Origin of the sequence: uncultured Cocleimonas sp. (genome assembly GCF_947495625.1) — a bacterium.
In the GTDB taxonomy this organism is placed as follows: Bacteria; Pseudomonadota; Gammaproteobacteria; order Thiotrichales; family Thiotrichaceae; genus Cocleimonas.
The window spans coordinates 121,522-147,396 of sequence record NZ_CANLZW010000007.1 but is presented as its reverse complement, the minus strand read 5'-3'; the positions used below and the strand labels follow the sequence as shown (position 1 = coordinate 147,396).

The window sequence follows — 25,875 nt, the reverse complement described above, 5'->3', positions numbered from 1 at the left end:
AACCATCCGTGGCATCTCCTGCCCAGGCCTTAACGATCGTGACATTATTCCCTTTACGTGTGTTCGTTAAGGTACATTCAATTACAGTATCATCGGAATCAACTGTCAGTATATTACCATTCAATACAGAATTGATTGCACCGCCATTACCATCATCACAAACTAATGTTGTATCATAATTTACCGAGTTTGCCGTTGTTATAAAAGTTTCACTAAGAGTTATTTCATTACCAGGAGACACATTAGCTGTCGCTACTGAATCATTATTAGCAGTACCATCGTTACTATTCATACCTTGAACAGAATCTGTTCCTCCAGTTATATCTAACGTAACCGAATCTCCAATGGGGCTACCATCCCAGTCTTTAGTTAATGTTATTGGTATAGCTGTTTTGGTATTGGTAATCGTACAGGTAATTTCATCATCAGAGTTAACGTCAACATCACACGAAGTACCATTTGTGTTAGTGTTTGTACAAATATTAACAACTGATCCAGCTGTAGAACATGAGATGGTTGATGTGTAATCATCAAGAACAGTACCGGTTCCAGCGCTTTCTCCAACGCTATGAATACCTTCATTGACATCAATAAAGTCCGTGGTACCCCCATCTCCTACATTTTCAGCATTAATCACTTCATCTATCTCTAGATTGAACTTGCCTAAATCGGTACTTGGGCTCAAATCTTTCACGACCTTTATTTTGCCAAACCCGCCGAGACCCTCTAGAACCAAAGGAGTACAATCACACTTTGAACCAGTTCCAGCTTGAGAGAGTGTCGAACAAGCAGTTTGAGCATTCTGTTGCCAAATTCTACAAGATGCAATATTCAAAAATCCGTCTTGAATGTTTTTACAAGAAACTGTTGCGGATACAGACCAGTCTACAGGTCCTGCCGTTTTATTTACATCTCCACATGAATCACTATCTTCATTTAAAAATAGGTCAGTATCACTGTCGGCGGGGTAAGCATTCAGGATACCTCCACCTACTTGTGAAGCTGCGCCTCCACAAGAAGTAGCGGTAGAGCCACTATCACTTAAACTTCCACCATCTAATGCAATAAATGTCCCCAGATCATATCTTGTGCCTGCTGTTGCAGCATATGTCAGGGTCATCACAAGATCTATGGTGTCATTTGGACCACTACATGTAGGGTCACTAGTAGCGGCCATGACTGATTTTACAGATGTAGTGAGTTCACCAGCCGAACATGAATTCAAATTAGTAGGACAAGCAGAAATAGGAGGCAATGGGTCGGCTGCATACCCAGTATTAACCAACACAATCATCAACATACACATCAAAAATAGAGTCTTAAACACTCGATGAATAAAACCAAATAGCATTCTATTTTCAGTATTTATATTTTTGTTAGAAAATCCATTTTCTATATTTTTCATTTCATGCTGCCTATATCTTGAGCGATATCCATTTCGGATCGGGGGTTTTATTTGTCAAGTAATACAACTCCCTTTTACAAAGTACATTTGAAAAAGGAAGAAACGGGGGGTTAGATTGATAAACGGAGTTAAAACGAATGATTAACTCTGTTTCTAATAATTTGATATAGGTTGATAGTTTTACTAAGTTAAAAGCACTTTGGACATTGGCTTTTAATCTTGTATACGGTTCAATTATTTTATTTTTTTGGGATATATTGGGGTATTTTATTTTAGCGAATCGAGTTGTTAGACCTGTGAATGACACTTGGTGAAAGCAGCAATTTAACTTAGCTATTAAGTAATTCTTTGTTATTTGGGATAATTCTCGCCCAGCTACTCTGAGTACTCTAAAAAGAGCAGAGGCAATTATCCCTGTTATTGTATTTAAAGAACCCACTTCAAAATCCTTTTTTTAGTTAAAAAGCTCTCTCCCTGAGCTTTTTCCTCTTTATAACTTTATAACTAGTTATTCGTATACTACTAGAAGTAGCTAAAGTAACTTCTAGCTGTTGACTATAAATAAATATAGCAGAATAAAGTGTGAAATATGTCACTAACTGAACGCAAGCTGAACATGCAGACATATTACGATAAGAATAATTTATGGGTATAGATTAACAGACAATGCTAATATAATGTTTTTTTAAAACACAAAAAATTCATATTTTCTATTGAATTTCAACAAGATAGTTTAATTTCTTTGTTTATTTTTTAATCACATTTCTCAGTATAACAAAATGATTTAACTTCTAGTGATTGTTGTTTTTTCACAACACGCATAAAATAATTTCATGGTGAGAAACTTAATATTAATGACTTTTGACTGATTATGATCAGTTAAATATATGGAGCTTACAGACTATTCGATAAAATTTCGCTGTATTTGAATAAGTTACAGCTGTCTTTTCCTAAAGAGATTTATGTTCAGTGAAGCAATCTTGAAAACATTTAATAACATTAAAAACAGGACAAATACATTAAAAGATCCACCGCCACTTGCTCCTGTTTGTTTACTACCATTTGATTCCCCAATTTCAAGCTTTGCAGATGAAATATTGAAAAAAGAATCATTATTGCAAGCAACCATAATGCGAGCTTCTTGCATGTCAGGGGTTGTTAATGGAATGGTAACATTCTCATTACCATCATTTGCAGTACCTTCAAGCAATACGTTTTTCACACCATTTAATCTAATAAGTTGAATATCCACTTCTTTACAATTTATTGGTGATGAATTTGTACCAGCTACATCCCATTCGATAAGTGTTTCTTGCCCCTGCTGTAATATCTCAGGATTAGTATGTGATAATACTTTAAATACAGAGCCTGAATCAGTCACTAACAACTTCTTAAAGTCCGTTGCAATACCACCTTTTTGCCCACGTGCTAAGAAAGCGAAATTTAATTCTCTGTTCATTTTGGGGAGGGTTTCACCTATTAGCGTTGTTTCTTCAAAGAGATTTGTTAATGATGGAATGTATCGCGTTGACTCACTGTTAGGTAAGAGTGAACGTATTATCGCATTTTCACCTAAATCTTCAGCTACTGATGATGCCGCACCTGTATCTAATTGATCCCAGGAATAAGTCACCCCCCCACTTGTAGCACCTTTTAGCATGAAAGGTGTGTTTGCGGGTATATTCAGATCTTCTTTTGCATCAACGCTTAAGTCTTCGTGCACTGTTGATGTTCTTGTCCCACAGGTATTTCCTGTGGCGTTGTTTGTATATTCTGTGATCTGATCAATGCTTGCCCAATGGAATACGGCATCTGAGACTGTTTGTATGTTGTCTGTACCGCAAAGCCCACTATATGACATGATTGTGCTTCCGCTACCCGGTTCTACCGCTGTTATCTGCACTCTATTATTGCCACTACAAGAACGTTGTTCACTATTAAACGTATGTGTTGCTCCTAGCTGATGACCTAATTCATGTGCGACATATTCAACACTAAATGTTTCACCATTTGGAGTGGGTGTACCAGTGGCACCGCCCGCTTTATAACTTTCCTGACAGGCGGAAGCTGCAAATGCTAAACCACCTAAAGAACCTTGCGCAAATACATGACCTATATCATAATTTTCTGATCCGATAACCTTATTAAGGTTTTCAATATTTTCTGAGACTAATGACATTGCACTATTGTTTGTGTAAGGATCAGCACTAGAATCGGTATATACAATTGACTCATCGGTTACCAACTGCAATTTGACGCCTAAATCTCTTTGGTAGATTTCGTTTACGCGATTTATTGTCGTTATCATTGATGCATAAGCAGAAGAACTTGTGCCACCTTGACTCTGCGTATACTCGCCTGTGCCTGCTAGGGCCAATCGGTATGTAATTAAATTTTGACTGGGTGACGCTGCTAATGTTTTAGCCGCAGTAGTCAAATTATTGCCAATGTCTAACTTTGATTCATGATCATGAACTTGACAATTAAATTCTGTTTTAAAGTGATCAACATTTATCTCTTTGCTGAAACTACTATATAAACCTGAGTTATTTTTATCTGGATCTATATAAACAGTGTCTCCATTTTCCAGTATCAGCATTCCATGAAAACCATTGGATGTAATATCGATTCTTCCGCTTACAGCTGGATCATCGACTCCGACTACTCGCCAGGCATGTGTGTCTGGATAACGCTGTTGCAGTTCATTTGACAGCAAAGCTTCATCAACTACTTTAACGCGAATAGAATCATTATCTGGCAAAGGAAGATCAAGAAACTTTTGAGAAGGTTTAGCTGCCATTGAATCTGTAAGAGTTTGTGTAGAGCTAGCAGTTAAGTAATCTCTTAAACTGGCTTCATCTAACCTTAAACTTCGTTTTACAAATTGTTGACTGCTTTTATGTAACTTACCCGAAATTTCTAACGGTTGAATATCGTTAGAGACATCTTGCCAAAATTCTGGAACTATGGGATCAGAGTAAAGATTACTGAAAGCAATTAAACTTAATAAACCTATTATTTTCTTCATAATTATTGTTATTATTTTTCAAAAGGGTGACCCCGATTATCCCACCAGAAAGCTGAACCTAAGCTAAATGAGCTATACAGCTTATCTGATAGTTAACTGTTTGCTTTGTTGCTAAACATATATAAAAGTCACCCCCTACTTTTAAGGCATTTTTTCCAGGCAAAAAAAAGCCTCATCCGAAGATGAGGCTTTTGAATTGGTGGAGGCGGCGGGGATCGAACCCGCGTCCGCAAATACTCTGCCTGAAGGCGCTACATGTTTAGTCTAGCTATTAATTTAACTCTTTTCTAACCACTAGACAGGATTGAAAAAAGCGATTCTGGTAAAAGTTTTAACGGCTCCGTCCCAAACGTACTTCACCGCGATCCCGTATGAATGATCCCGAACACTTGCCCTACAGGCGAGGAAAGGTCAGGAGTCTAGTGATGCTTATTAAGCAGCTAGAGCGTAGTTGTCATCATTGGCAACTAAAGTTTTTTAGATAGTGTTTAAGTGCTCACTAAACGCACTACATGCTCCTTAGGTTTCGTGATCCACGTCGAAGCCAGAATCGCCCCCAAAGGTGAGAATAAATTCTCTATGATGATAGGATGACTTTTAGCATCCCTGTAATTATGACATTCTACAGACTGTTTTAGTTCCTGTCTGCATAGTTTTTATTTAGTTATATTTTTATGCCGTCTGATTCATTTACAACCAAAGAAAATAAAAAACACCAACACATTTAGAAAACGGTACAACAGGCACAATTGTTAGTCTTAAATTTAGATTAATCGTTTAATATTTGGAGAAATACTTTGTAAGTCACCCCCCTACTTTTAGGGGCTTTTTTTAGATAATAATCTATTGGTTATTACACCAATAGATTAAAACAAATTCTTACAGGCTTACATACAGGTCTAGATTACAGGCCTAAGATAGAAAATGGCGCTGTCACAGCAGGTAAGTATTCCAGAACTTTCTTTTCTCTTACTTTTGCGCTGTCTTGCATAACCACTATTCGATCATCTCCGCGAAGACCGGGATCAGCGATTGTGCCATTTCTGACTAAATCAAGATTTACCAGATGACGTGTTCCATCTCTATAAAAGAAAACACCACGAGAATTACCAACTTCAGTTAGCCCCTGAGCTAGCGCTATCGCTTGCAAGAAACTCATATTACCTTTGATAGGAAATACACCCGGGGACTTTACCGCCCCTTCCACAGTGACACGATTTTCAATCGCTTTATTGGTTCTACTAATGCTTACCTGAGGATCTTGCATAAACTCTGTAAGTCGTTTTGTAATTTTTTGCTCTGCCTGAGCTATCGTCAATCCGGCCACTTGAACTGTGCCTACTAATGGCAACGAAATGGCTCCACCCGCTTCTACAGTTAAATCTTTTGCCGATAAATCAGGCACTTTAAATACATTTACATCAAGTTTGTCTTCGGTTGAGATTCTATCTGATGCCGTAGGAGCGCGTTGATAGCTAGGAGTACGTTTATTATTATAATTACTTGCTGCAGGCGCTCTAGCAGCATAAGCCCCAGATTGCGCATTTAACGCATCAACAGAATTTGCTGCTGCGGTCGTTTCTGCAGGTGTAGGCACATAAGGACTAGAACTAGTACACGCTGTGAGCACTAATAAAGGTAGTAATGCTGATAATGTTTTGTTTTTCACTGGATATCCTCTTTAAACCAATTGCCATTAAGCGATTGCTTCTTCAGTTTTGTTATTTGTTTTGTAGCCCATTGGGTTATTACTTTGCCAACGCCAGGTATCATCACACATTTCTTGAATACCACAGGTTGCCTCCCAATCTAGCAATTGCTTGGCAAGGGTTGGATCTGCGTAACAACATGCAATATCACCCGGTCTTCTTTCAACAATTTTATATGCCACTTTTTTACCAGAAGCATTCGAAAAAGCTTCTACCATTTCTAATACTGAATAACCCTTACCAGTCCCAAGATTGACTGTATAAAGATTATCTACATCGCTATTTTCAAATGCCTGCAATGCCTTTACGTGGCCTTTCGCCAGATCAACCACATGAATATAATCTCTAACACCGGTGCCATCTGGCGTAGGATAGTCTCCACCGAAAACTGAAAGCTGCTCATAACGTCCAACTGCAACCCCGGAAACATAGGGCATCAGATTATTTGGTATATCATTAGGATCTTCCCCTATCAATCCACTAGGGTGCGCACCAACAGGATTAAAATAACGAAGCAAAGCGATATTCCAGCTTTTATCGGAGACATGAATATCTCGCAATATCTCTTCTATATGAAGCTTGGAACGACCATAAGGATTGGTAGCACTTACTGGAAAGCTCTCGAGTATCGGAACTGTTTCAGGGTCACCATAAACAGTAGCAGATGAGCTAAAAATAACACGCTTCACATTATTACGATTCATCGCACTAAAAAGGCTAATGCTTCCAGCAATATTGTTATCGTAATACATAAATGGCTTTTCTACGGATTCACCCACAGCTTTCAAACCTGCAAAATGAATCACACCATATATATCGTGCTTCTGAAAAACTTGATCTAAAAGTTCAGAATCTCTGATATCACCTTCTATAAAGGTTATGGCTTGTCCGGTAATTTGTTTAACTCTATCAAGTGAAACCGTTGAACTATTGCATAAATTATCAAAAACTATGGGGGTATATCCTGCTGCGAGCAGTTCTATACATGTATGTGAACCTATATATCCGGCGCCACCGGTAACTAATATATTCATCTAATTATTTTTAATCTGTTTGTATGAATTTAAAAGAAGATTACCTTTCTGTATAAAAAATAGCCAGTATTCTCGAAAGAAACTGGCTATTCCGTACTTATTAACCGACGGTCTGCAAGGTCAAAATATTAAACCTTGATGAGCTCGTCTAAAGTAATTACTACTTTTTATCTTTAGTTGTTTTCTTTTTTGTAGTTTTCTTCTTAGTTGGCTTCTTTTTAGTGGTTTTTGTCTTAGTAGACGTTTTCTTACTGGTAGCTATCTTCTTTGGAGTTGTCTTTTTAGAATCAGTCTTTTTACTTGTTGTTGATTTCTTTGAAGACGTTTTCTTTGTAGAAGCTTTCTTATCCGTTTCTACTATTTTTGAAGACTTGTTTTTAGAAGAGGTAGATGATGTTTTTGAGCTAGAAGAACTCGATGATTTCTTCAATGTTTTCTTTTTTGACGAAGAGCTAGTTGCTTTACCCATTTTATATCCATCAGGAGCAACGCTTTTACCTCTTGAGGTAGATACGTTCTTCTTCATATCTTTATAGGTTTCTTCACCAATTCCAGGAACATTCTTTAAATCGTCAATTTTCTTGAAACTACCGTTTGATTTACGGTATTTAACAATTGCTTCTGCTTTACTTGGTCCCACACCTTTCAAATAAGCAGCTAGTGTTGATGCGTTAGCTTTATTAATATTAACTGTTTCTGTACCCTTGAACTCAGTCGATGCTGAAACTAAAGCAGGAATTAGCATCATAGAAAACATAACACTCATTAATACTTTACGAAGAGTAGAACTAAAATTTAAACCCATTTTTTTATCCTCAATTGAAAAATTATTTATCTCTTAGGGCATTTACAATACTAATTGGTTCAAATTCAGTATTGGTAACAGTATAGATAAAACAATCAGCAGCACCACAGCCCCCATAACAAGGATAAGAACAGGCTCAAATATTCCCAGCATATTGGTTAGCATCGCATCAGTTTCCCTTTCTTGCTGCTTCGCTGCGCGTTCCAGCATATCGTCAAGACGTCCACTACTCTCACCACTTGCTATAAGATAGACGGTCATTGGTGGAAAATAACCAGATTGCTCAAGCGCCTTATTTATTGTCATACCTTCTCTAACTTTAATTGCTGCATCCGTCACCGCTTGTCGCATTGGCATGTTTTGAACTACCTGAGCAGAAATAGACATGGCATCAAGAATAGGAACACCACTAGACGCTAAAATACTCAAGGTTCTGGCAAATCTAGCTGTATTCAAGCCTCTTACCATCTTTTTAATCACAGGGACTTTCAATAAAAATGAATGATAACGATATTTCCACTTTGGAATTTTTATCATTTGCTTGAATATGATGTACAGAATAACTAATAAGACTGCAATATAAATGCCATAGGCCCTTACAAAATCACTAACAGCAATTAACACTAAGGTCATGGGTGGCAGTGATTGCCCAACATTATCAAAAACATCAACTATTTTAGGAACAATAAACGCAAGAAGCCCTGCAACAATTGCTATCGACAAAATAGTTAAAATAACAGGATAAAACATCGCTGTAGATATTCGTTGTTGTGTTTCTTGACGTGATTCTGTGTAATCGGCCATACGCTCTAACACCGCATCTAAATGTCCCGATTGCTCACCTGCGGCAACCGTTGCCCGATACATATCTGGAAATACAGATGGGTAAGTTTTCAATCCTTCCGCAAAAGAAAACCCTTCCACAACTTTTGAGCGAACCGCTGATAGAATATGCTTTATATTTCGTTTTTCACTTTGCTTGGCAGTAGTCGCCAAGGCTTCTTCGAGTGGAGAGCCTGATTGTACTAAAGTTGCTAACTGCCTAGTTAGCAATGCAAGCTCAGATGCTTTAACTTTACCGGCTCTTTTGGTTTTAACTTTATTATTATTCTCAGATTTCTCTACCTGATTAACTTCTAAGGGTGTGAGATTACCATCCCGTAGAATTTGTCGAATTTGCTTGGCATTGTCTGCCTCGAGCATCCCTTTTTCTTCTTGACCTTTTGCATCAAGGGCGATGTATTCAAATGCTGGCATACTCTATAAACTTTAAACCTGATTGCTTTTTTTAGGTTGATCTTCACGTGTAACGCGCAAAACTTCTTCTAGTGAAGTTCTACCAGCCAATACTAGTCTCACACCATCCTGTCTTATTGTAGGGACATATTGGTGAACATACTCTTCAACAACCTGCTCACTTGCTCCATCATGAATCAAGTTTCGGGTTGTATTATCAATTTCGATAAATTCATAAATACCATTTCTGCCGACATATCCCGAGTGATTACACGCGGCACAACCTTTGTGATGAAAAAGTGTCGGTGGATTTGTACTATCGAGATGCAGCAAATCACATTGCGCCGCATCAGCTATATAGGGTTCACGACATTCTTCGCAGAGCAATCTAACCAATCGTTGAGCGATTACACCGATTAAACTAGAGGAAAGTAAAAATGGCTCCACACCCATATCGCGCAAACGGGTCACGGCACCCACTGCTGTATTCGTGTGTAATGTTGAAAAGACCAAGTGCCCTGTTAATGAAGCCTGCACTGCAATCTCTGCTGTCTCTAAATCTCGAATTTCACCAATCATGACGACATCAGGGTCTTGACGCAGAATTGCTCTAAGTCCCCTGGCAAAACTCATATCAACTTTATTATTAACTTGAGTCTGCCCTATCCCATCAATGTAATACTCGATCGGGTCTTCTACCGTTAAAATATTGCGGCTCGTTTCATTAAGGTTTGTTAGAGCGGCATATAATGTAGTTGTCTTACCTGAACCTGTTGGACCTGTTACCAGAATGATCCCGTGAGGTTTTTTGATTAGTTCTTTCAATCGTTCATGTGTTACCGGGTCCATGCCTAGATGTTCTAGATTTAATCTACCTGCTGATTTATCCAGCAAACGCATTACGATGCGTTCATTATGCCCTGAAGGTAAGGTAGAAACACGAACATCAACGCCACGACCGGCTACACGTAATGAGATACGACCATCTTGCGGGATACGCTTTTCAGCAATATCAAGTTTAGCCATTACCTTAATTCGAGAAATGACCAATGCTGCCAATGTTCTTGGTGGTTCTAAAATCTCTCGAAGCACACCATCGACACGCATACGAACAATCATACGATTTTCAAAGGTTTCTATATGAATATCAGATGCATTTTCTTTAACGGCTTGCGTCAAGATCGCATTTATCAAACGAATGATAGGAGCATCGTCTTCAGACTCTAATAAATCTTCTGGCTCTGGCAAAGAATCAGCGACATCATGTAAATCAAATCCTTCACCGAAGTCTTCCATCATGGCGCTTGCACCATCAGCACCACTATTATCGTATTGGCGCGCTAACATATGCTCAAAAGCATCGTTATCTATTTCTTTAAAGGTAACTTTTTGATTTAAAAAACGATTAACTTCACTTGCAATTACTGGAGTTAAACCCTGTTTATAATAAACAGTCAGTTTACCATTTCCATCTTGTACGTCACGCTGAAGCACGACTCCATTTCTTTTAGCAAAGCTATAAGGAAAATCCAAGACCTTTTTTGTTTCGTTTTCTACTTCAGGCTCTAGACTATCAAGTTCGACAAGTTTATTCATAGTATTTGACGCCTATTGATTAGGACGTTCTTCTTCCTGATAGCGTCTCTTCACTGGCATTACTTGTTTGAGACGAGCTGGTATCTGCATTTGAGCTACAGGTTGTGGTTGTGAACGACTTACAGCTGGCACCCGGCTCCTTTTAGCTTGTAGGGCAGCAGCTTGCCTTTGTTGAGCCATTTTAGCCTGTTGAATTCTGTTTTTATATTCAAGTTCACGCTGCTGTTGCTCACGTATAATAATCTGCCGTTTCTGAGCTGGTGTTAATTTTTGTGCAAGGTTATGACGCAGGTCAGCCGGGAATTCAGTAGCCTTATCTTTAAGGATACCTCGTCTAGTAACATTTGATAATGATTGCGCTTTCTTAAGCTTGTTATACTTTTGATGGGTATAGTGATCGCCACTTAAAACATCACGCATTATCATTGGATGAATAAATACCATCAAATTTGTTTTAGTTTTTTCTGTCGTTGTATTCCGAAATAGTTTCCCTAAAACAGGAACATCTCCTAGGAAGGGGACTTTTGAAACCGAATCAGTAAAGCGGTCTCTCATTAAACCACCTAAAACTAGCACTTGATCATCCTCGACCATGACACTTGTCGCGATTGAACGTTTGTTGGTAATTCTATCATCAGCGCCCGTAGACGATGCTGATATACTTGATACTTCTTGTTCTATATCCAGTCGAACACTACTACCATCATTAATTTGCGGCTTGATTTTCAGGGTTATACCTATGTCTTTTCTTTCTATGGTCTGGAAAGGGTTGGATGGATTAGTGGTATCCCCTGTTGACGTATAGCTTCCAGTAACAAATGGTACTTCCTCACCAATAACAATACTGGCTTCTTCATTATCTAATGCCAGCACAGTAGGTGTAGAAAGTACATTGGTTGCACCATCTCCAGACAAAGCATCTATTAACAAGCCGAATTTATTACTACCGACATTGTCTACTAAGCCCAGCCTTCCTCCATTACCCGCCAAACCTGAAGCCACATTATCAGCATCAGCAGTAAAGATATTCAATAGTGCACTCACACCAGTAACTGTTCCTGCAGCTCCAACAATACCTTCTGTACTAGATAAACCTAAATTAGCGCCTAAGGTCTTAGATAAACTAGCAGATACCTCGGCTATCACTGCTTCAACCATAACTTGTGCACGACGAACATCTAAACGACTGATAACTTTTGCCAGATTTCTTTGAACATCAGGTTCAGCGGTAATTATTAAAGAATTTGATGCTTCATCAGCCTGTATATCAATATCTGCTTTTTGGGTACCTGCCGCACCTTTTGTGGTCGCTTTGGTTGTTTTCTGAATAGCAGAAAAACCTGTCAAGACTTTAGCTAAATCCACGGCTTTTGCGTATTTCAAATAAATAACTTTAGTTTTTTCTTGCAGAGGTTGACTTGTATCTAACTTTGCAATGATTTTTCTAACCTGCTGACGAGAGGATTTATCGCCACTGATTAATAGACTGTTTGTTCTGTCATCTGCTGAAATTTTATTTTTAGTAGGGGCCCCCTTAACAGAGGATTGCTGAAGCTTTTGAATAGTAGCTGCTAGATCTTTAGCGGATGCAAACCTTAGCGGTATAACCTCTAACTCTTCATCATCTGCTCTATCCATACGTTTGATAACTTTGATCAAACGCTCAATATTTGCGGCTCTATCAGAAATCAAGATCGTGTTACTTGGTCCGTACGCTTGAAGTTGACCTGTACTAGGGACCAAAGGACGTAAGATTGGCACCAACATCGCAGCGGGCACATGCTCAACACGAATTACGCGAGTGATTAATTCATCTGCGTCGCGTGTACTTTTCTTTTTGCTCTGCTCTTCTTTTTCACCAATCACTGGCACAGGCTGTTGCTTTGCCTGATTAGAAGGAACAACTTTCACTAAATTACTACCTTCTCCTGCTGGTACTGCAGAAAAACCATGCACTTGAAGAATCGATAGAAATGTTTCATACAATTCATTTTTATCGATATCACTGCTGGTTATTACTGTAACTTTACCCTTGACCCTTGGATCAATAATAAAGCTTTTGCCTGTAATTCTAGATACAGTTTCAATTAATGTTGGAATTTCAACATCACGCAAATTGATCTGAGCTGATTCTTCTTCGGCATAAACATTCGACGATAATGCTATAGAAACTGTTGCAACCATGACCATTGAACTGGCAATTTTCTTGCAACCTAGTAATCCCCAAGACCCCGTATTTAACTTAGCAAACAATGATCGCACTCCCAAAAAACCCCATAATCTAATACTTTATTATAAATAAATTAACTTTATTCGTTGACTAATATACTACCAAGATACAAATCAACCATTTATCCGCGCGATTCTATCACTTATCAACTTTATACGCTAAGTGTTTGAGTCATAACCAGAGACATTTGATCTATCGATTTTCTACAAGAAAACAAAAAAACCTGACTAAAAGACTACAATGATCTTTCTAAGTTCAAACACCAGAAGATTTTGTAAGGCTCAAGCAAAGTGATACTCAATTTCATTACACTAAACAAATAATGTGAAAGAAATATGAAGATAGATGAACAATTTTTGTAATTAACCTAATAATCTCCAATTAAAACGACGTGCTAAGGCTAAGTGAAAAACTAGATCAATAATCGAATCGATGTTGTAATGTAAGTCCAATACAGTGAATTTATAATAAATATGTGGATACAAAAAGAAATACAGTTAAAACCAAGATCACGTGGATTTCATATTATTACCGATGAAATACTTAAGCAGCTTTTTGAACTGAAAGACATTGATATTGGTTTGATGAATATTTTTATCAAACACACTTCTGCATCATTAACCATCAATGAAAATGCCGACCCAACTGTGCGTCAGGATTTTGAGTCCTACTACAACAAAGCAGTTCCAGAAAATGAACCTTATTATAAACACACACTTGAAGGCTCAGACGATTTACCCGCACATTTAAAAGCAAGCATCCTAGGCTCTAGCCTAAACATACCTGTAACAAATGGACATCTAAACATTGGAGTATGGCAAGGTATTTACCTATGTGAGCATCGCAATCATGGTGGCTCCAGAACGTTAGTGGTTACGATATCAGGCAATTAATTTAACTCTAACAAGCTAACTGATCTCAACTAGATCTGTAAATAGATTATAAATAAAATTTCACGTGCTATTAAGTAACAAGCATCTAATGAGCTAACAATTATCCAGAATTAGCTTGGTTTCAGTATTAAATAACACTAAATTGACACCCCCCTACTTTTAGGCGGTTTTTTTATAATATCTAATCTTTTTGGTAATTTATTATTGCCACTTTTTTTCTAAGTTAGGTGACTCACAAAATATTTTTAATTAACAGCTAGTCGGAATCCACTTTACCTGTATTAAGCTAATCTTTTAAAATCGAGAGCAATCAATAAAATAATTCTAATAATAAATGGGTACCGCAAATGGACTTCAAAAAATACCTTCGCATACTTGTCAAAAATGATGGTTCAGATCTTTACTTAACGTTCAATGCTCCTCCTTCTGCAAAATTTAATGGAGAACTAAAAGCATTAAGTCGAGATAGAATGACTTCTGAGCAGCTCCATGAGATTGCTAAATTTCTCATGAATGATGAGCAACTCGAACAGTTTGAGCACAAGCCTGAAATGAATCTTGCGCTAGATGAGCCTGATATCGGTAGATTCCGAATTAATATATTCAAGCAACGTACAAATCTTGCAATGGTTATTCGTAACATTAAAGTTGATATACCAAATGCTGACGATTTAGGACTTCCTGACGTTCTCAAAGAACAAATCATGAAAAAGAGAGGTTTAATTCTTTTTGTTGGTGGAACAGGCTCGGGTAAATCAACGTCACTTGCAGCCCTTATAGACCACAGAAATTCAAATTCAGCTGGACATATTGTTACTATAGAAGACCCTATTGAATACGTTCATCCTCATAAAAAATCGTTAGTTAGCCAAAGAGAAGTAGGCGTTGATACAGATACTTACGAAGATGCGCTAGAGAACACATTACGTCAAGCTCCTGACGTTATTCTAATCGGAGAGATTCGTACTGAAGAGACCATGGAGCATGCTTTAGCATTTGCCGAAACGGGTCACTTATGTCTTTCGACATTACATGCAAATAACGCGAACCAGGCGCTTGATAGAATCATCAATTTCTTCCCTGAAGAACGCCATAATCAGTTATTAATGGATATTGGTCTTAATATTCAGGCTTTTATCTCACAACGATTGATACCTACGGTGGATGGAAAACGTGTGGCTGCTATTGAAATTTTGATCGGCACACAAACTATTCGTGACTTAATCATGAAAGGTGATGTATCTGCTATTAAAGAGATCATGGAAAAATCTGAAGAATTAGGCATGCAGACCTTCGATAGCCACATCTACAAACTTCACAAACAAGGCATTATTTCAATTGAAGAAGCACTTAAAAATGCTGATTCGCCGAGTAACTTACAGGTTAAGCTTAACTTAGAAGATAGCACTTACTCGAATATGACGAGTGATGAAGATACCACTGAAGAAGAACAGGAAGCGATTGATCTAGCTTTCGGTGATCTAGCCTTAGAAGAAATGGATGATGGAAAAACTAAGTTAGATGAAGAAAATAAAATACTAAAAACACCGCAAGAACTGATGGAAGAAAAAATAGCGAGACGTATGCAAGAAGATGCCAAAAACGCAGCAGAATTGAAAAAGATGGAAGAAATTCTAAGTAGCAATTCTAACTAGAACTGATATTTAGAAATTCTAACTCGAGACTCAGACTAGTTTTGAAATTATATCATCCAAACGTGCAGTAACACCTCGGTGTTGCTGCATGAATTTTTCCGACTTACTGATAAATTCCATCTTTTGCTGTAAAAACGAGTCATCTGCCAACCAGGCATAAACTGAATCTTTCAATTCTTTTTCATTCTCACAGACAATCATCAACTCTTCTTTAATAAGCTGTGTTGAAATATCATCAAAGTTAAACATGTATTGTCCGCTCACTACGGGAACATTCAAAGCAGTTGCCTCTAACGGATTATGACCACCTGTTTTTACTAAACTTCCACCGATAAAAACAACATTAGCTACCGTGTACCATGATTGTAATTCCCCCATGGAATCACCAAGAATGACACTCACTTTTTTATTTTTATAATCCGTTTGGAGGCTATGGCGCAAGTAGCTTTTATTATTCGTATCAAAGTTGGCACAAAGCGAGTGCACATCGTCAAAACGCTCTGGATGTCTCGGCACGATAATTAACAGCAAATCCGGAATAAGCTCCAATAACTCATGATGAAGCTTTAGAATTATTTCATCTTCACCTTTGTGTGTGCTTGCAGCAACCCAAACTGGCTTATCCTTGCCCCACTCTAGTTGACGTTGTTTACCCTTTTCTATTTGCTGCTGATTAAGTTGTACATCGAATTTTATATTTCCTACAATTTCAACCTGTTCTGGTTTTGCACCTATTGCTATAAATCTTTCTGAGTCGGCTTTTGATCTAACCGCGATAGTGTTCACTCGAGATAGCGTTTCTTTTACTAAACCTTTTATTTTTAAATATGATCGAGTAGACCTCTCAGACAATCTTGCATTTGCTATAACAATGGGAATAGAACGTTGCTGACATTTGGCATACAAATTTGGCCAGATTTCTGTCTCCATCACAATCAACAAGCTAGGATTAATCGTACAAATAAAGCGTGAAACAGCATCGGGTAAATCGTAAGGAAAGTAAAAGTGAGACACTCGATCACCAAACATCGAAAGCACTCGATCAGAACCTGTAGGGGTGGTTGTAGTCACTAACACATCATAAGTGGGATATTTTTCTAGCAGTGATTCAACCAACGGTTTTGCTGCAATAGACTCCCCTACCGACACCGCATGTAACCAGATTACCGGCGAATTTGATTCGTTAGAGACAAACCCTAGGCGTTCAGAAATTCTTTTTCTATAGGCCGGATTTGACCTACTCCGCCATAATAATCTAAGTATAACAATCGGAAGAATTAGATATAAAAAGACAGAATAAAGCGCGCGCCTAAACGACATTCAAACAAATCCCCAAGCTGTGCTTCACAAAAAATAAAAGGATACCACGTAACACTATAAATTATGACGGATTTATGGCAGACTCCGTCCCTTTTAAAATTTCTGCGGAACGACCATGAAAATTAGCGACAATAAAATTGCTTCACTTACTTACACACTTAAAAATGATGATGGAGCAGTATTAGATAAAGCTGACAACGAATCACCTTTTTTGTACATGCACGGCACTGGCGGAATTATTAAAGGCCTAGAAAAAGCATTAGAAAACAAAGAAGTAAACGACACCTTTAATTTAATTGTTGCACCTGAAGATGCTTACGGTGAACGCGACCCTAACTTGACTGAAGCTGTTCCACGCACAATGTTTGAAGGTATCGAAGACGAAAATCTGGTTGCTGGCGCACAATTTCATGCACAGACCGCTCAAGGAACACAAATCATTACCATCGCTGATGTAGAAGGCGATATGGTAAAAATTGATGCGAATCACCCTTTGGCAGGCGAAACTTTACACTTTGATGTTGCTGTTTTAGACATTCGCGATGCAACTGAAGAAGAAATTGCACATGGTCATCCACATGCGCCAGGTGGATGTGGTCACGATCACGGCTAAGCGCTAATACATCAGTTTAATTTTTTAAATACACCCCCCTACTTTTAGCCTGTTTTTATACCTATAAGTAGGGGGGTGTATTTTTTTGTATAATCTATATATGCATTTAATAAATGCTATTCCAGATGAACTAGTCTTCGTAAGGTAAAGCAATGACACTATTTTTAGTATTATTGAGCCGGAGAAATTCTTTCTCCAAGTTCTCGAAGTCAGGTAATTTATTCATGCCTTGTCTGTGAATATAAACATAACCTGCTGCAGCTCCTGCAACAAAACCAATCGGGTTCTTCACGCCGATGAGTGCTCTTGCTCCTATACCCGCTGAATAAATTAATTTTCCACGTTGTGACTGCTTACTTTTATGTCTTCCCGATATACACCACTCAACAAAGTGCTCACAATTATTATGTAAAATATGATATTGGGCCTCCCCTAATCTTAAAGATGCCCGGACAATCGACTCGTCTATTTGATACTTTCTATCTAGATGTGGCTTGATATGAATCTTTTTATTTTGCGCAAATTCTTCCAGTGATAATTCTTCGATAATACCGGGTGTAGATAAGTCATTTGCCAAACCGGAATAATGGATGACTTTATCGTCACCAATGCCTAAACCATGATGCGTGTATGATCCGGATGCTTTTTTGATATATAGATGCTGTCCTTTGTACATAGGTTTGAAATATCGGTTTATTTTGGTTTTGTTAAGTTAGCGTTAGGTTTTCTTTGGGTACAATACAAAGTCAAAAATGGTGTAATTACGTCATTTCTACTTAATAAATAACTAAAAATAAGACTACATACCCATTATTGCATGGCAAAAAAAACAATCATTTCTTATATATTTACCCTTATAGTGTTGATTCTAACACTAATATTGGTTTTTTTTGGCACCCCTTTACTGCCAAATGCGACCACCTCTGAGACTGTAAATACTCATATAAATTCTGTTATTTATAATGATGATTATTCCCTGAATTTAAACGATCAAGAACAAAAATACTTAAAAGATAATCCGACCATCAAGTTAGGTATAGATAGAGCATTCCCTCCCTTTGGATCCATCACAGCCGAAGGTAATTATGTTGGCTTCTCTGCAGACTACATGAGAATTCTGGAACATCGTTTAAACATAAAATTTGATATTTTCAAAGATTCTCCTTGGGGAGAAACGATGCAAATGGCAAAAACAGAACAGCTTGATGTTGTTTCTGCTTTGGTAAAAACAAAAGAACGCTCGAAATTTTTAACCTTCACGCCAGTTTTTGCCCACAATCCAACCATCATTATCAATAACGGTATCAAAAACGGCTATATCGGCTCACTGGATAAACTGAACGGCAAAACAGTTGCCATTGAAAAAGGGTCTTATGCGGCTGGGGAAATTAGTAAAAAATACCCGAATATTAAGCTGATGGAGGTAAAAAACACGAGTATGGCACTCAGCCTAGTGAGTATAGGCAGTGCCGATGCTTACGTAGGCAATGCTGTAACAGCAAGTTATGAGATTAAAAGGTTAGGGCTTCAAGATCTTTCATTTTCTGGGGAAACTGAATATTCAAGCAATCACAGCGTAGGCATTAACAAAAATAAGCCCGTTCTTGCAAGCGCTATTAACAAAGCACTCGCATCAATATCTAAACACGACCGTGCAGCTATCAAAGAATACTGGCTTGGTATCGACATCGTGCCACAAGTAACGATTAAAACAGCGATCTCTGTTGGCTCGATACTTTTAGGAATCTTATTACTATTACTAGGCTGGCTTGTAAGTTTAAGACACTCCCAATACAGATTAAAAAAGAGTCAGGAGCAGATTAAAACCCAATCCGAAATCGATCACTTAACTGGATTAGCTAACCGCAGAAAATTTTATAGTATTCTCGATACACAGATTAAAAGTAATACCGACTTCACCCTATTCTTTCTGGATCTGGATTTATTTAAAGAAGTGAATGACTCGCTAGGTCACGCAGTGGGAGATAAATTACTTATTGAAGTGGCAGCTCGAATAAAAACCTGCATAAGAGACAGCGACACGATTGCAAGATTAGGCGGAGACGAGTTTATGATCATTCTGCCACACATCACTGATTGTGATAAAACTGAAAACATAGCCAATAACATCAAGACAAGCCTGAACAGACCTTTTACAATTCAGGAGAATCAAATCAATATTACGACAAGTCTCGGTATTACACGATATCCAGATGACGCAGATAATGCTGAACAATTAGTGATTAATAGCGATCAAGCGATGTACCACTCAAAGAAAAAAGGTAGAAATCGCTTTTCCTATTTCAATAAGGCCATGCAGACTGACTTACATAATAAAAACAGCCTAATCAGTGACTTACAATTAGCATTATCAAAACAACAATTTGAGCTTCATTATCAGCCGATCATAAAATTAGACGATAACACCATTACTAAAGCCGAGGCTTTAATCCGCTGGAAACATCCGTCGCGTGGTTTTGTTTCACCTGAAATATTTATCCCACTTGCAGAAGAAATTGGATTAATCAACGATATTGGCGAATGGGTATTTTTGGAAGCTACCATTGAAACCGTTGAAGTTGTAAAAAATCATGGCAGTGATTTTCAAATGAGTATTAATACCTCTCCCCTTCAATACCGTAAAAATGGCATGAATATTTCCAGTTGGTTTAATCAATTACATGCCTACGGCTTAACTGGCAGAAATCTGGTACTTGAAATTACCGAAGGGATATTAATGGAGACCAGTGAATCGGTCAGAAAGAACCTTCATCAATTAAAAGATCTAAATATTGAAGTTGCGATAGATGATTTTGGAACGGGATACTCCTCACTTTCTTACCTTAAGAAATTCGACATTGATTACTTAAAAATAGATAAGTCTTTTATTCAGAATTTAACTGAAGACTCTGATGATATTGCCTTGGTTCAAGCGATTATTATGATGGCACATAAACTTGGCTGTAAAGTGATTGCAGAAGGCATAGAAACCGAAACTCAAAAAAGTATTCTTACTGATGCTGGCTGTGATTATGGACAGGGTTATTATTTTTCAAAACCTGTAAATGCCACAGATTTCCACTTATTACTAGAAAACTGGAACAATAATCAAAGAATGGAAAAGGATACAAAAACATTACCTTTATTCGAAGATAATATTACGACTCTTACACCGAGAGCTTGAGTAAAACTTCAAGGTATTGCATCGTATATAGGCGTTGCTAGAAGATAAGCAATGTAAACAACCATAGTAAGCGTCAAAATCACATTCGCTGTCTTCCAATCGAATCGGAAAACAATACAGCTACTATCGTAGCAATAATGAGTGCAATACCATGTGCTTTATTTAAGACATCCTTATAAAAAACCCTCTATAAGTAGGGGGGTGTCTTATTCTATTTGTTTATATGATTTAACTAGTTGTTTAGCTAATTGTTTAGCTATATGTATTTACTTAAGATTTAAGCCTATTACTTTGACCAATTCATCATCGATATAGACTAACGGCATACGATCACGCATCCAGGGTGGGACACCCTCTTCCTGAAAAATATTCTTTAAACTTAAATTTCCTCTGTTGGCTATTCTAATTTTCTCTCCACCTTGTCTAAATTTAACTGTTACCTTAGATGCTTGTTCACGTTGTTCTTCAGATAGCTCTTCAGGATGAATAACTAGATTTAAAGAGTCGATTGTTAAAGCCGAGCTGACATCCCAGTCAAATTTTAGATTTGAATCATGGTCCAGTAATGGCTCCGAAATATAGAGATCATCTTGAAAACGTCTTAGCTGGGTACCCTGCCATTCCAACAAAGGTTGAGTACCTTGATTCGCTTCAATAACATTAGAAAATAAATGTTGGAGCTTTTTCTCAGAAGGATAAGAAAAGCCACTATCCGCAATCCAAAAACGTAATACTAATTTCTGTTTAGCTTTGCTTAATCGCTTTAATTTGGCTGTGGATAGAGCATTTTTACTATAGTCATAAACCTGCTTAAATGCATTCTCCGCGACTTCATTTAAAATTTCTTTCGTTTCTGATTGAATTGAAGCAGAACGAGAAATAGATTTATCTATACCTGGCCAGCGCAGTCGAAGCTCTGGAAGTATTCGTTGTCGTAAGTAATTACGATCGAATGCCTGATCGAGATTACTTGGATCTTCAACAACATTTAACTGATGTTGCTTGGCGTATTTCTCTAACGATTCTCTATTATATGAAAGTAATGGTCTCAATAGCTGACGCTCTGAATCTTTGGGTCCAAACAGTCTTGAGATAGGCATTGAAGCCAAACCATCAACACCCGCGCCACGAAACAAATTCAGCAGAAAGGTTTCTGTCTGGTCATTCTGGTGATGTGCGGTAAGTAGAGATTCGTCTTCTTTTAAGGTTTGATGAAGAGCTTTATAACGCTCTGTACGCGCCACTTCTTCAATGCTTTGACCTTTGGGTATTTCCAGATTCAGTGAAATCACTTCAAATGGGATACCCAATGCTATACACGTATCTTCACAATGTTGAGACCAGCTCAATGAGCTTGTCTGCAAACCGTGATTAACATGAATCGCTCTGACGACATTTTGAGCAAGTGGGATTTGTGAGAACAGATGAAGTAAAACGTGAGAATCCAAACCGCCACTGTAAGCAATAACTAGTTTGTTATCTGGGGCATGTACTCTTAGATGTTGATAGACTTCACTAACATTTATCATTACTTAATTGCGGATACTAAGTGTAGCCCCTCAATCTATCTAAATATATCGAAATAGATTCAAAATTAGTTTAAGAACTATTAGGTGATTGAAAGAATCCTTAATAAACAGTTATATCAGCGATACTCAAGAATCAAACTGACCAAAGCTCATAAGCTTCTGATAGCGTTTTTCAAGAAGCTGATCCGTACTTAATGCACGCAACTCTCTTAAACTTGCTTCTAATGCTTCACGGATACTAACTGCAACCGCATCATAATCGCGATGTGCACCACCTAAAGGCTCAGCAATAATTCGGTCTATAAGCTTCAGCTTACTCAATTTATCAGCCGTTATACCTAGTGCTTCGGCAGCTTCTGGTGCTTTTGCCGCATCTTTCCACAAAATAGATGCACAACCTTCCGGAGAAATGACCGAATAAGTACTGTATTGCATCATCATGACACGATCAGCAACAGCTATAGCCAAAGCCCCACCAGAACCACCTTCACCCATAATAGTGGATACAATCGGTGTTCTTAATTTAGACATTTCAAACAGATTTCTGGCAATAGCTTCACTTTGGCCACGCTCTTCCGCTCCTATCCCAGGGTATGCACCTGGTGTATCAACGAAAGTTAAAACGGGCAAATGAAATTTTTCAGCCATTTTCATTAAACGCAATGCTTTGCGGTAGCCTTCTGGGCGAGGCATACCAAAATTACGTTTGATATTTTCTTTAGTATCGCGACCCTTTTGATGACCGATGACCATAATCGGATTCCCTTCAAAACGGGCCATTCCACCTATAATCGCTTTATCATCACCATAGGCCCTATCACCATGTAATTGCTGGAAGTCGGTGAATATGCGATCAATAATATCAAATGTATAAGGACGCTTAGGATGTCTGGCTAACTGGCCAATTTGCTTTGAGGTAAGCTTTGAAAAAATAGACTTGGTGAGAGTATTCGCCTTCTCTTCCAGACGTTCAACTTCATCGCCTAGGTTTACATCAGAGCTACTCACGTAGCGCAATTCGTCTATTTTAGCTTCTAATTCAGCAATTGGCTGCTCGAAGTCAAGAAAATCTGGGTTCATATGTATACTTTCTAGATGTTGCTATTACTTTTGATCTTGGCTTGCGATTTCTTCGTGGACTTTTTTCATATCAACTTCTTTCACTTTACCGATAACATCTTCCAATTGTTCTGCATTTAACATGCCTGGCTGAGAGAACAATACTACTTGCTCACGGAAAATCATCAATGTTGGGATCGAACGGATCTGAAAATGCCCAGCTAACTCTTGCTGAGACTCAGTATCAATCTTACCGAATACGATGCCTTCGTGCTTATTTGATACTTCTTCGTAGATAGGAGAAAAAGATTTACAAGGACCACACCACTCTGCCCAAAAGTCGACAATAACTATATCGTTCTTCTCTATAGTTTCTTCAAAAGTCTCAGCTGTTATATCGATGGTCGCCACTATGCGCTCCTATTTAAGTAATTAATTAATATGCTGGGGAATATAAGGTTTAGCGCAAGGAATAGCAAGTTGCCGTAACTTTCACTACATTTTAATTTAAAAATTATTATGATCCCCAGACAGGTAATATTTCGTGAGGAATTTCAAGGTGCTCAAGAATTCTGGCAACCATAAAATTGATAATATCATCCAGAGACTCAGGTTTATGATAAAAACCAGGGTTTGCAGGCATGATCACTACCCCCATTCTTGAGAGTTTTAGCATATTTTCTAAATGAATATCGGAGAATGGGGTTTCACGTACTACCAATATAAGTTTTCTGCGCTCTTTAAGTGCAACGTCAACCGCTCGCTCCAATAGATTATTACTGCTTCCAATTGCTATAGCTGACAAAGTTCCCGTGGTACATGGACAGACCACCGTAGCGTCTGTAACACCGCTACCACTAGCAACTGGAGCCATCCACTGTTCGCGCTCATACACTTTTAATTGCTCTGGTTCAGCTCCATATAGCTCGCTAAAAAACACTTCAATATCCGCAGCTCTTGAGGGTATTTTTATCTCAGTTTCAGTATTAATAACAATTTGAGCTGGCCTTGATATTAACAATGTTATGGTTTTTTTTGCTTTTACCAACTCTTCTAGCAAACGTAAGCCATACTGAGCACCTGAGGCGCCAGTCATAATCAATGTAATGGATTGGGTCGGCATTATTTTTTTAGATTTTCCAGCTCAAGTAAAAGCTTTTCGTGAATACCACCAAATCCGCCATTACTCATTACAAGAATATGATCTCCACTTTGAACGCTTGGCATTATTGACTGTATCAACTGGTCAATATCACTGTGCAAGCTCGCTTTATCACCCAAAGCATCAATGACGTCATGCATATTCCAGTCAACATTTTCAGGTTGAAATAAAACCACCTGATCAGCTTCCTCTAGGGAATTTGCTAAGGTTAGTTTATGTACACCTAATTGCATAGTATTAGATCGAGGTTCAAGAATGGCGATGATTTTTTTGTTAGAAACATTCTGCCTTAAGCCCTTTAAGGTAGTTTCGATGGCAGTCGGGTGGTGAGCAAAATCATCATAAACCCGAACACCATTAACTTCTCCACGAAGCTCCATGCGTCGTTTTATGCCTTTAAACTCGGACAATGCCTCAATAGCAAATTTAGCCGGAACTCCTGCATGTCTTGACGCGGCGATAGCGGCTAAAGCATTTGCCACATTATGCTTACCTAGTAATGACCAATTTACAATGCCTTGTTCCTTACTATCAAAAAGCACTTTAAATTCACTACCATCTGAATTTATGTACTCAGCTGTCCAACCTTTAACTGCTCCATCATTCATTTCACTTAAGCTTTCAGCAGAAGCTGAGAATATTTCTTGTGGTGTCCAGCAGCCTTGCTCTAAAACATCACTGATGTTTTCTTCTTCATCATTTAATACGATCAAACCGTTCTGTGGAACCATTCTAATCAGATGATGAAATTGAGTCTTGATTGCATTTAAATCAGGGAATATATCTGCATGATCATATTCCAGATTATTTATCACTAAAGTACGAGGGTGGTAATGAACAAATTTAGAACGCTTATCAAAGAATGCAGTATCGTACTCATCGGCCTCTACAACAAAAAATGGAGAATCTCCCCCTAATCTCGCTGAAACACCAAAATTCTCAGGCACACCGCCAATTAAAAATCCTGGGCTCAAGCCAGCATATTCCAATATCCAGGCTAGGATACTCGCTGTTGTGGTTTTACCGTGAGTGCCAGAAACTGCTAAAACCCAACGATCCTTAAGAATATTTTCATAAAGCCATTGCGGGCCTGAGGTATAAGGTAAGTTTTGATTGAGCACATACTCAACCACTTCTTTTCCTCTACTCATCACATTTCCGACGACAATCTGGCTTTGCTCACCAGTTTCTAAACTGGATTCTATCTCGGCTTCTATCTGAGCCAGATGTTCAGGCTTAAAACCTTGATCTAACTTGATTCCCTGGGACTCAAGCATCGTACTCATCGGCGGATAAACATTTTCATCAGAGCCACTGACAGTTACACCCGATTCTCTTGCCAATAAAGCAATACCACCCATGAAGGTACCGCATATACCTAAAATATGAATACTCATATTACGTTTAAGCCTTGTAT

The 25,875-nt window shown here is 38.1% G+C and carries 19 protein-coding genes and 1 other RNA gene; 4 read left to right on the top strand and 16 right to left on the bottom strand.

Going from position 1 to position 25,875, the window contains the following annotated elements:
• The 9 genes from Q1A31_RS05955 to gspD form a co-directional block, all read right to left on the bottom strand.
• A partial coding sequence (locus tag Q1A31_RS05955; protein ID WP_299873745.1) for a hypothetical protein occupies window positions 1-1,405 on the bottom strand: 1,405 nt, incomplete at its 3' end.
• 934 nt (window positions 1,406-2,339) lie between these two features.
• A complete protein-coding gene (locus Q1A31_RS05950; RefSeq protein ID WP_299873742.1) occupies window positions 2,340-4,433 on the bottom strand; it encodes a reprolysin-like metallopeptidase in 2,094 nt (697 codons plus the stop codon).
• Window positions 4,434-4,630: 197 nt separating this feature from the next.
• Window positions 4,631-4,991: a transfer-messenger RNA gene (gene ssrA / locus Q1A31_RS05945) on the bottom strand.
• Between the two features lie 346 nt (window positions 4,992-5,337).
• Window positions 5,338-6,102, bottom strand: coding sequence for a polysaccharide biosynthesis/export family protein (locus Q1A31_RS05940; RefSeq protein WP_299873740.1), 765 nt, complete (start codon window positions 6,100-6,102; stop codon window positions 5,338-5,340).
• 27 nt (window positions 6,103-6,129) lie between these two features.
• A complete protein-coding gene (gene galE / locus Q1A31_RS05935) occupies window positions 6,130-7,176 on the bottom strand; it encodes a UDP-glucose 4-epimerase GalE (RefSeq protein WP_299873737.1) in 1,047 nt (348 codons plus the stop codon).
• A 160-nt stretch (window positions 7,177-7,336) separates the two neighbouring features.
• Window positions 7,337-7,981: a helix-hairpin-helix domain-containing protein gene (locus Q1A31_RS05930; RefSeq protein WP_366942979.1), complete on the bottom strand. Its 645-nt coding sequence runs from the start codon at window positions 7,979-7,981 to the stop codon at window positions 7,337-7,339.
• A 42-nt stretch (window positions 7,982-8,023) separates the two neighbouring features.
• Complete coding sequence (gene gspF / locus Q1A31_RS05925; protein ID WP_299873735.1) at window positions 8,024-9,238, bottom strand: type II secretion system inner membrane protein GspF; 1,215 nt, start codon at window positions 9,236-9,238, stop codon at window positions 8,024-8,026.
• A gap of 12 nt (window positions 9,239-9,250) precedes the next feature.
• Window positions 9,251-10,813 carry a type II secretion system ATPase GspE gene (gspE, locus tag Q1A31_RS05920; RefSeq protein ID WP_299873733.1) on the bottom strand — a complete coding sequence of 521 codons (1,563 nt, stop codon included), beginning with the start codon at window positions 10,811-10,813 and terminating at the stop codon, window positions 9,251-9,253.
• Between the two features lie 12 nt (window positions 10,814-10,825).
• A complete protein-coding gene (gspD, locus tag Q1A31_RS05915; RefSeq protein ID WP_299873731.1) occupies window positions 10,826-13,066 on the bottom strand; it encodes a type II secretion system secretin GspD in 2,241 nt (746 codons plus the stop codon).
• 450 nt (window positions 13,067-13,516) lie between these two features.
• On the opposite strand from gspD, the gene Q1A31_RS05910 reads away from it, so the two are divergent.
• Both Q1A31_RS05910 and Q1A31_RS05905 read left to right on the top strand, forming a co-directional pair.
• Window positions 13,517-13,936: a secondary thiamine-phosphate synthase enzyme YjbQ gene (locus tag Q1A31_RS05910; RefSeq protein ID WP_299873730.1), complete on the top strand. Its 420-nt coding sequence runs from the start codon at window positions 13,517-13,519 to the stop codon at window positions 13,934-13,936.
• A 347-nt stretch (window positions 13,937-14,283) separates the two neighbouring features.
• Entirely contained in the window at window positions 14,284-15,591 is a 1,308-nt protein-coding gene (locus Q1A31_RS05905; protein WP_299873728.1) for a PilT/PilU family type 4a pilus ATPase, read from the top strand.
• 30 nt (window positions 15,592-15,621) lie between these two features.
• Here the strand turns inward: Q1A31_RS05905 and waaA are convergent, their stop codons facing one another.
• A complete protein-coding gene (gene waaA / locus Q1A31_RS05900; protein WP_299873725.1) occupies window positions 15,622-16,911 on the bottom strand; it encodes a lipid IV(A) 3-deoxy-D-manno-octulosonic acid transferase in 1,290 nt (429 codons plus the stop codon).
• Window positions 16,912-17,026: 115 nt separating this feature from the next.
• On the opposite strand from waaA, the gene Q1A31_RS05895 reads away from it, so the two are divergent.
• Window positions 17,027-17,524, top strand: coding sequence for a peptidylprolyl isomerase (locus Q1A31_RS05895; RefSeq protein ID WP_299873724.1), 498 nt, complete (start codon window positions 17,027-17,029; stop codon window positions 17,522-17,524).
• A gap of 130 nt (window positions 17,525-17,654) precedes the next feature.
• Here the strand turns inward: Q1A31_RS05895 and Q1A31_RS05890 are convergent, their stop codons facing one another.
• On the bottom strand, window positions 17,655-18,200 hold the full coding sequence (locus Q1A31_RS05890; protein ID WP_299873722.1) for a lecithin retinol acyltransferase family protein: 546 nt from the start codon (window positions 18,198-18,200) through the stop codon (window positions 17,655-17,657).
• A gap of 141 nt (window positions 18,201-18,341) precedes the next feature.
• On the opposite strand from Q1A31_RS05890, the gene Q1A31_RS05885 reads away from it, so the two are divergent.
• Window positions 18,342-20,708 carry an EAL domain-containing protein gene (locus Q1A31_RS05885; RefSeq protein WP_299873721.1) on the top strand — a complete coding sequence of 789 codons (2,367 nt, stop codon included), beginning with the start codon at window positions 18,342-18,344 and terminating at the stop codon, window positions 20,706-20,708.
• A 266-nt stretch (window positions 20,709-20,974) separates the two neighbouring features.
• On the opposite strand, the gene tilS is transcribed toward Q1A31_RS05885, so the two are convergent.
• The 5 genes from tilS to mpl form a co-directional block, all read right to left on the bottom strand.
• Window positions 20,975-22,237, bottom strand: coding sequence for a tRNA lysidine(34) synthetase TilS (tilS, locus tag Q1A31_RS05880; RefSeq protein WP_299873719.1), 1,263 nt, complete (start codon window positions 22,235-22,237; stop codon window positions 20,975-20,977).
• A gap of 126 nt (window positions 22,238-22,363) precedes the next feature.
• Window positions 22,364-23,317 carry an acetyl-CoA carboxylase carboxyl transferase subunit alpha gene (gene accA / locus Q1A31_RS05875; protein WP_299873718.1) on the bottom strand — a complete coding sequence of 318 codons (954 nt, stop codon included), beginning with the start codon at window positions 23,315-23,317 and terminating at the stop codon, window positions 22,364-22,366.
• Window positions 23,318-23,341: 24 nt separating this feature from the next.
• A complete protein-coding gene (trxA, locus tag Q1A31_RS05870) occupies window positions 23,342-23,707 on the bottom strand; it encodes a thioredoxin (RefSeq protein WP_299873716.1) in 366 nt (121 codons plus the stop codon).
• Between the two features lie 106 nt (window positions 23,708-23,813).
• Window positions 23,814-24,419 (bottom strand): flavin prenyltransferase UbiX, encoded by a 606-nt coding sequence (locus Q1A31_RS05865; RefSeq protein ID WP_299873713.1) that lies wholly within the window; start codon window positions 24,417-24,419, stop codon window positions 23,814-23,816.
• Window positions 24,419-25,855, bottom strand: coding sequence for a UDP-N-acetylmuramate:L-alanyl-gamma-D-glutamyl-meso-diaminopimelate ligase (gene mpl / locus Q1A31_RS05860; RefSeq protein WP_299873710.1), 1,437 nt, complete (start codon window positions 25,853-25,855; stop codon window positions 24,419-24,421). Before mpl ends, Q1A31_RS05865 begins: the two co-directional genes overlap by 1 nt.
• Window positions 25,856-25,875: the final 20 nt, after the last annotated feature.

What these genes read in the sequence shown, in the direction of transcription:
- Q1A31_RS05930 (WP_366942979.1), bottom strand. Translation starts at nt 7,981, where the DNA reads ATGGGTTTAAATTTTAGTTCTACTCTTCGTAAAGTATTAATGAGTGTT.
- Q1A31_RS05885 (WP_299873721.1), top strand. Translation starts at nt 18,342, where the DNA reads ATGGCAAAAAAAACAATCATTTCTTATATATTTACCCTTATAGTGTTG.
- gspE (WP_299873733.1), bottom strand. Translation starts at nt 10,813, where the DNA reads ATGAATAAACTTGTCGAACTTGATAGTCTAGAGCCTGAAGTAGAAAAC.
- accA (WP_299873718.1), bottom strand. Translation starts at nt 23,317, where the DNA reads ATGAACCCAGATTTTCTTGACTTCGAGCAGCCAATTGCTGAATTAGAA.
- Q1A31_RS05890 (WP_299873722.1), bottom strand. Translation starts at nt 18,200, where the DNA reads ATGTACAAAGGACAGCATCTATATATCAAAAAAGCATCCGGATCATAC.
- Q1A31_RS05950 (WP_299873742.1), bottom strand. Translation starts at nt 4,433, where the DNA reads ATGAAGAAAATAATAGGTTTATTAAGTTTAATTGCTTTCAGTAATCTT.
- gspF (WP_299873735.1), bottom strand. Translation starts at nt 9,238, where the DNA reads ATGCCAGCATTTGAATACATCGCCCTTGATGCAAAAGGTCAAGAAGAA.
- Q1A31_RS05910 (WP_299873730.1), top strand. Translation starts at nt 13,517, where the DNA reads ATGTGGATACAAAAAGAAATACAGTTAAAACCAAGATCACGTGGATTT.
- Q1A31_RS05905 (WP_299873728.1), top strand. Translation starts at nt 14,284, where the DNA reads ATGGACTTCAAAAAATACCTTCGCATACTTGTCAAAAATGATGGTTCA.
- mpl (WP_299873710.1), bottom strand. Translation starts at nt 25,855, where the DNA reads ATGAGTATTCATATTTTAGGTATATGCGGTACCTTCATGGGTGGTATT.
- Q1A31_RS05895 (WP_299873724.1), top strand. Translation starts at nt 17,027, where the DNA reads ATGAAAATTAGCGACAATAAAATTGCTTCACTTACTTACACACTTAAA.
- tilS (WP_299873719.1), bottom strand. Translation starts at nt 22,237, where the DNA reads ATGATAAATGTTAGTGAAGTCTATCAACATCTAAGAGTACATGCCCCA.
- waaA (WP_299873725.1), bottom strand. Translation starts at nt 16,911, where the DNA reads ATGTCGTTTAGGCGCGCGCTTTATTCTGTCTTTTTATATCTAATTCTT.
- Q1A31_RS05865 (WP_299873713.1), bottom strand. Translation starts at nt 24,419, where the DNA reads ATGCCGACCCAATCCATTACATTGATTATGACTGGCGCCTCAGGTGCT.
- galE (WP_299873737.1), bottom strand. Translation starts at nt 7,176, where the DNA reads ATGAATATATTAGTTACCGGTGGCGCCGGATATATAGGTTCACATACA.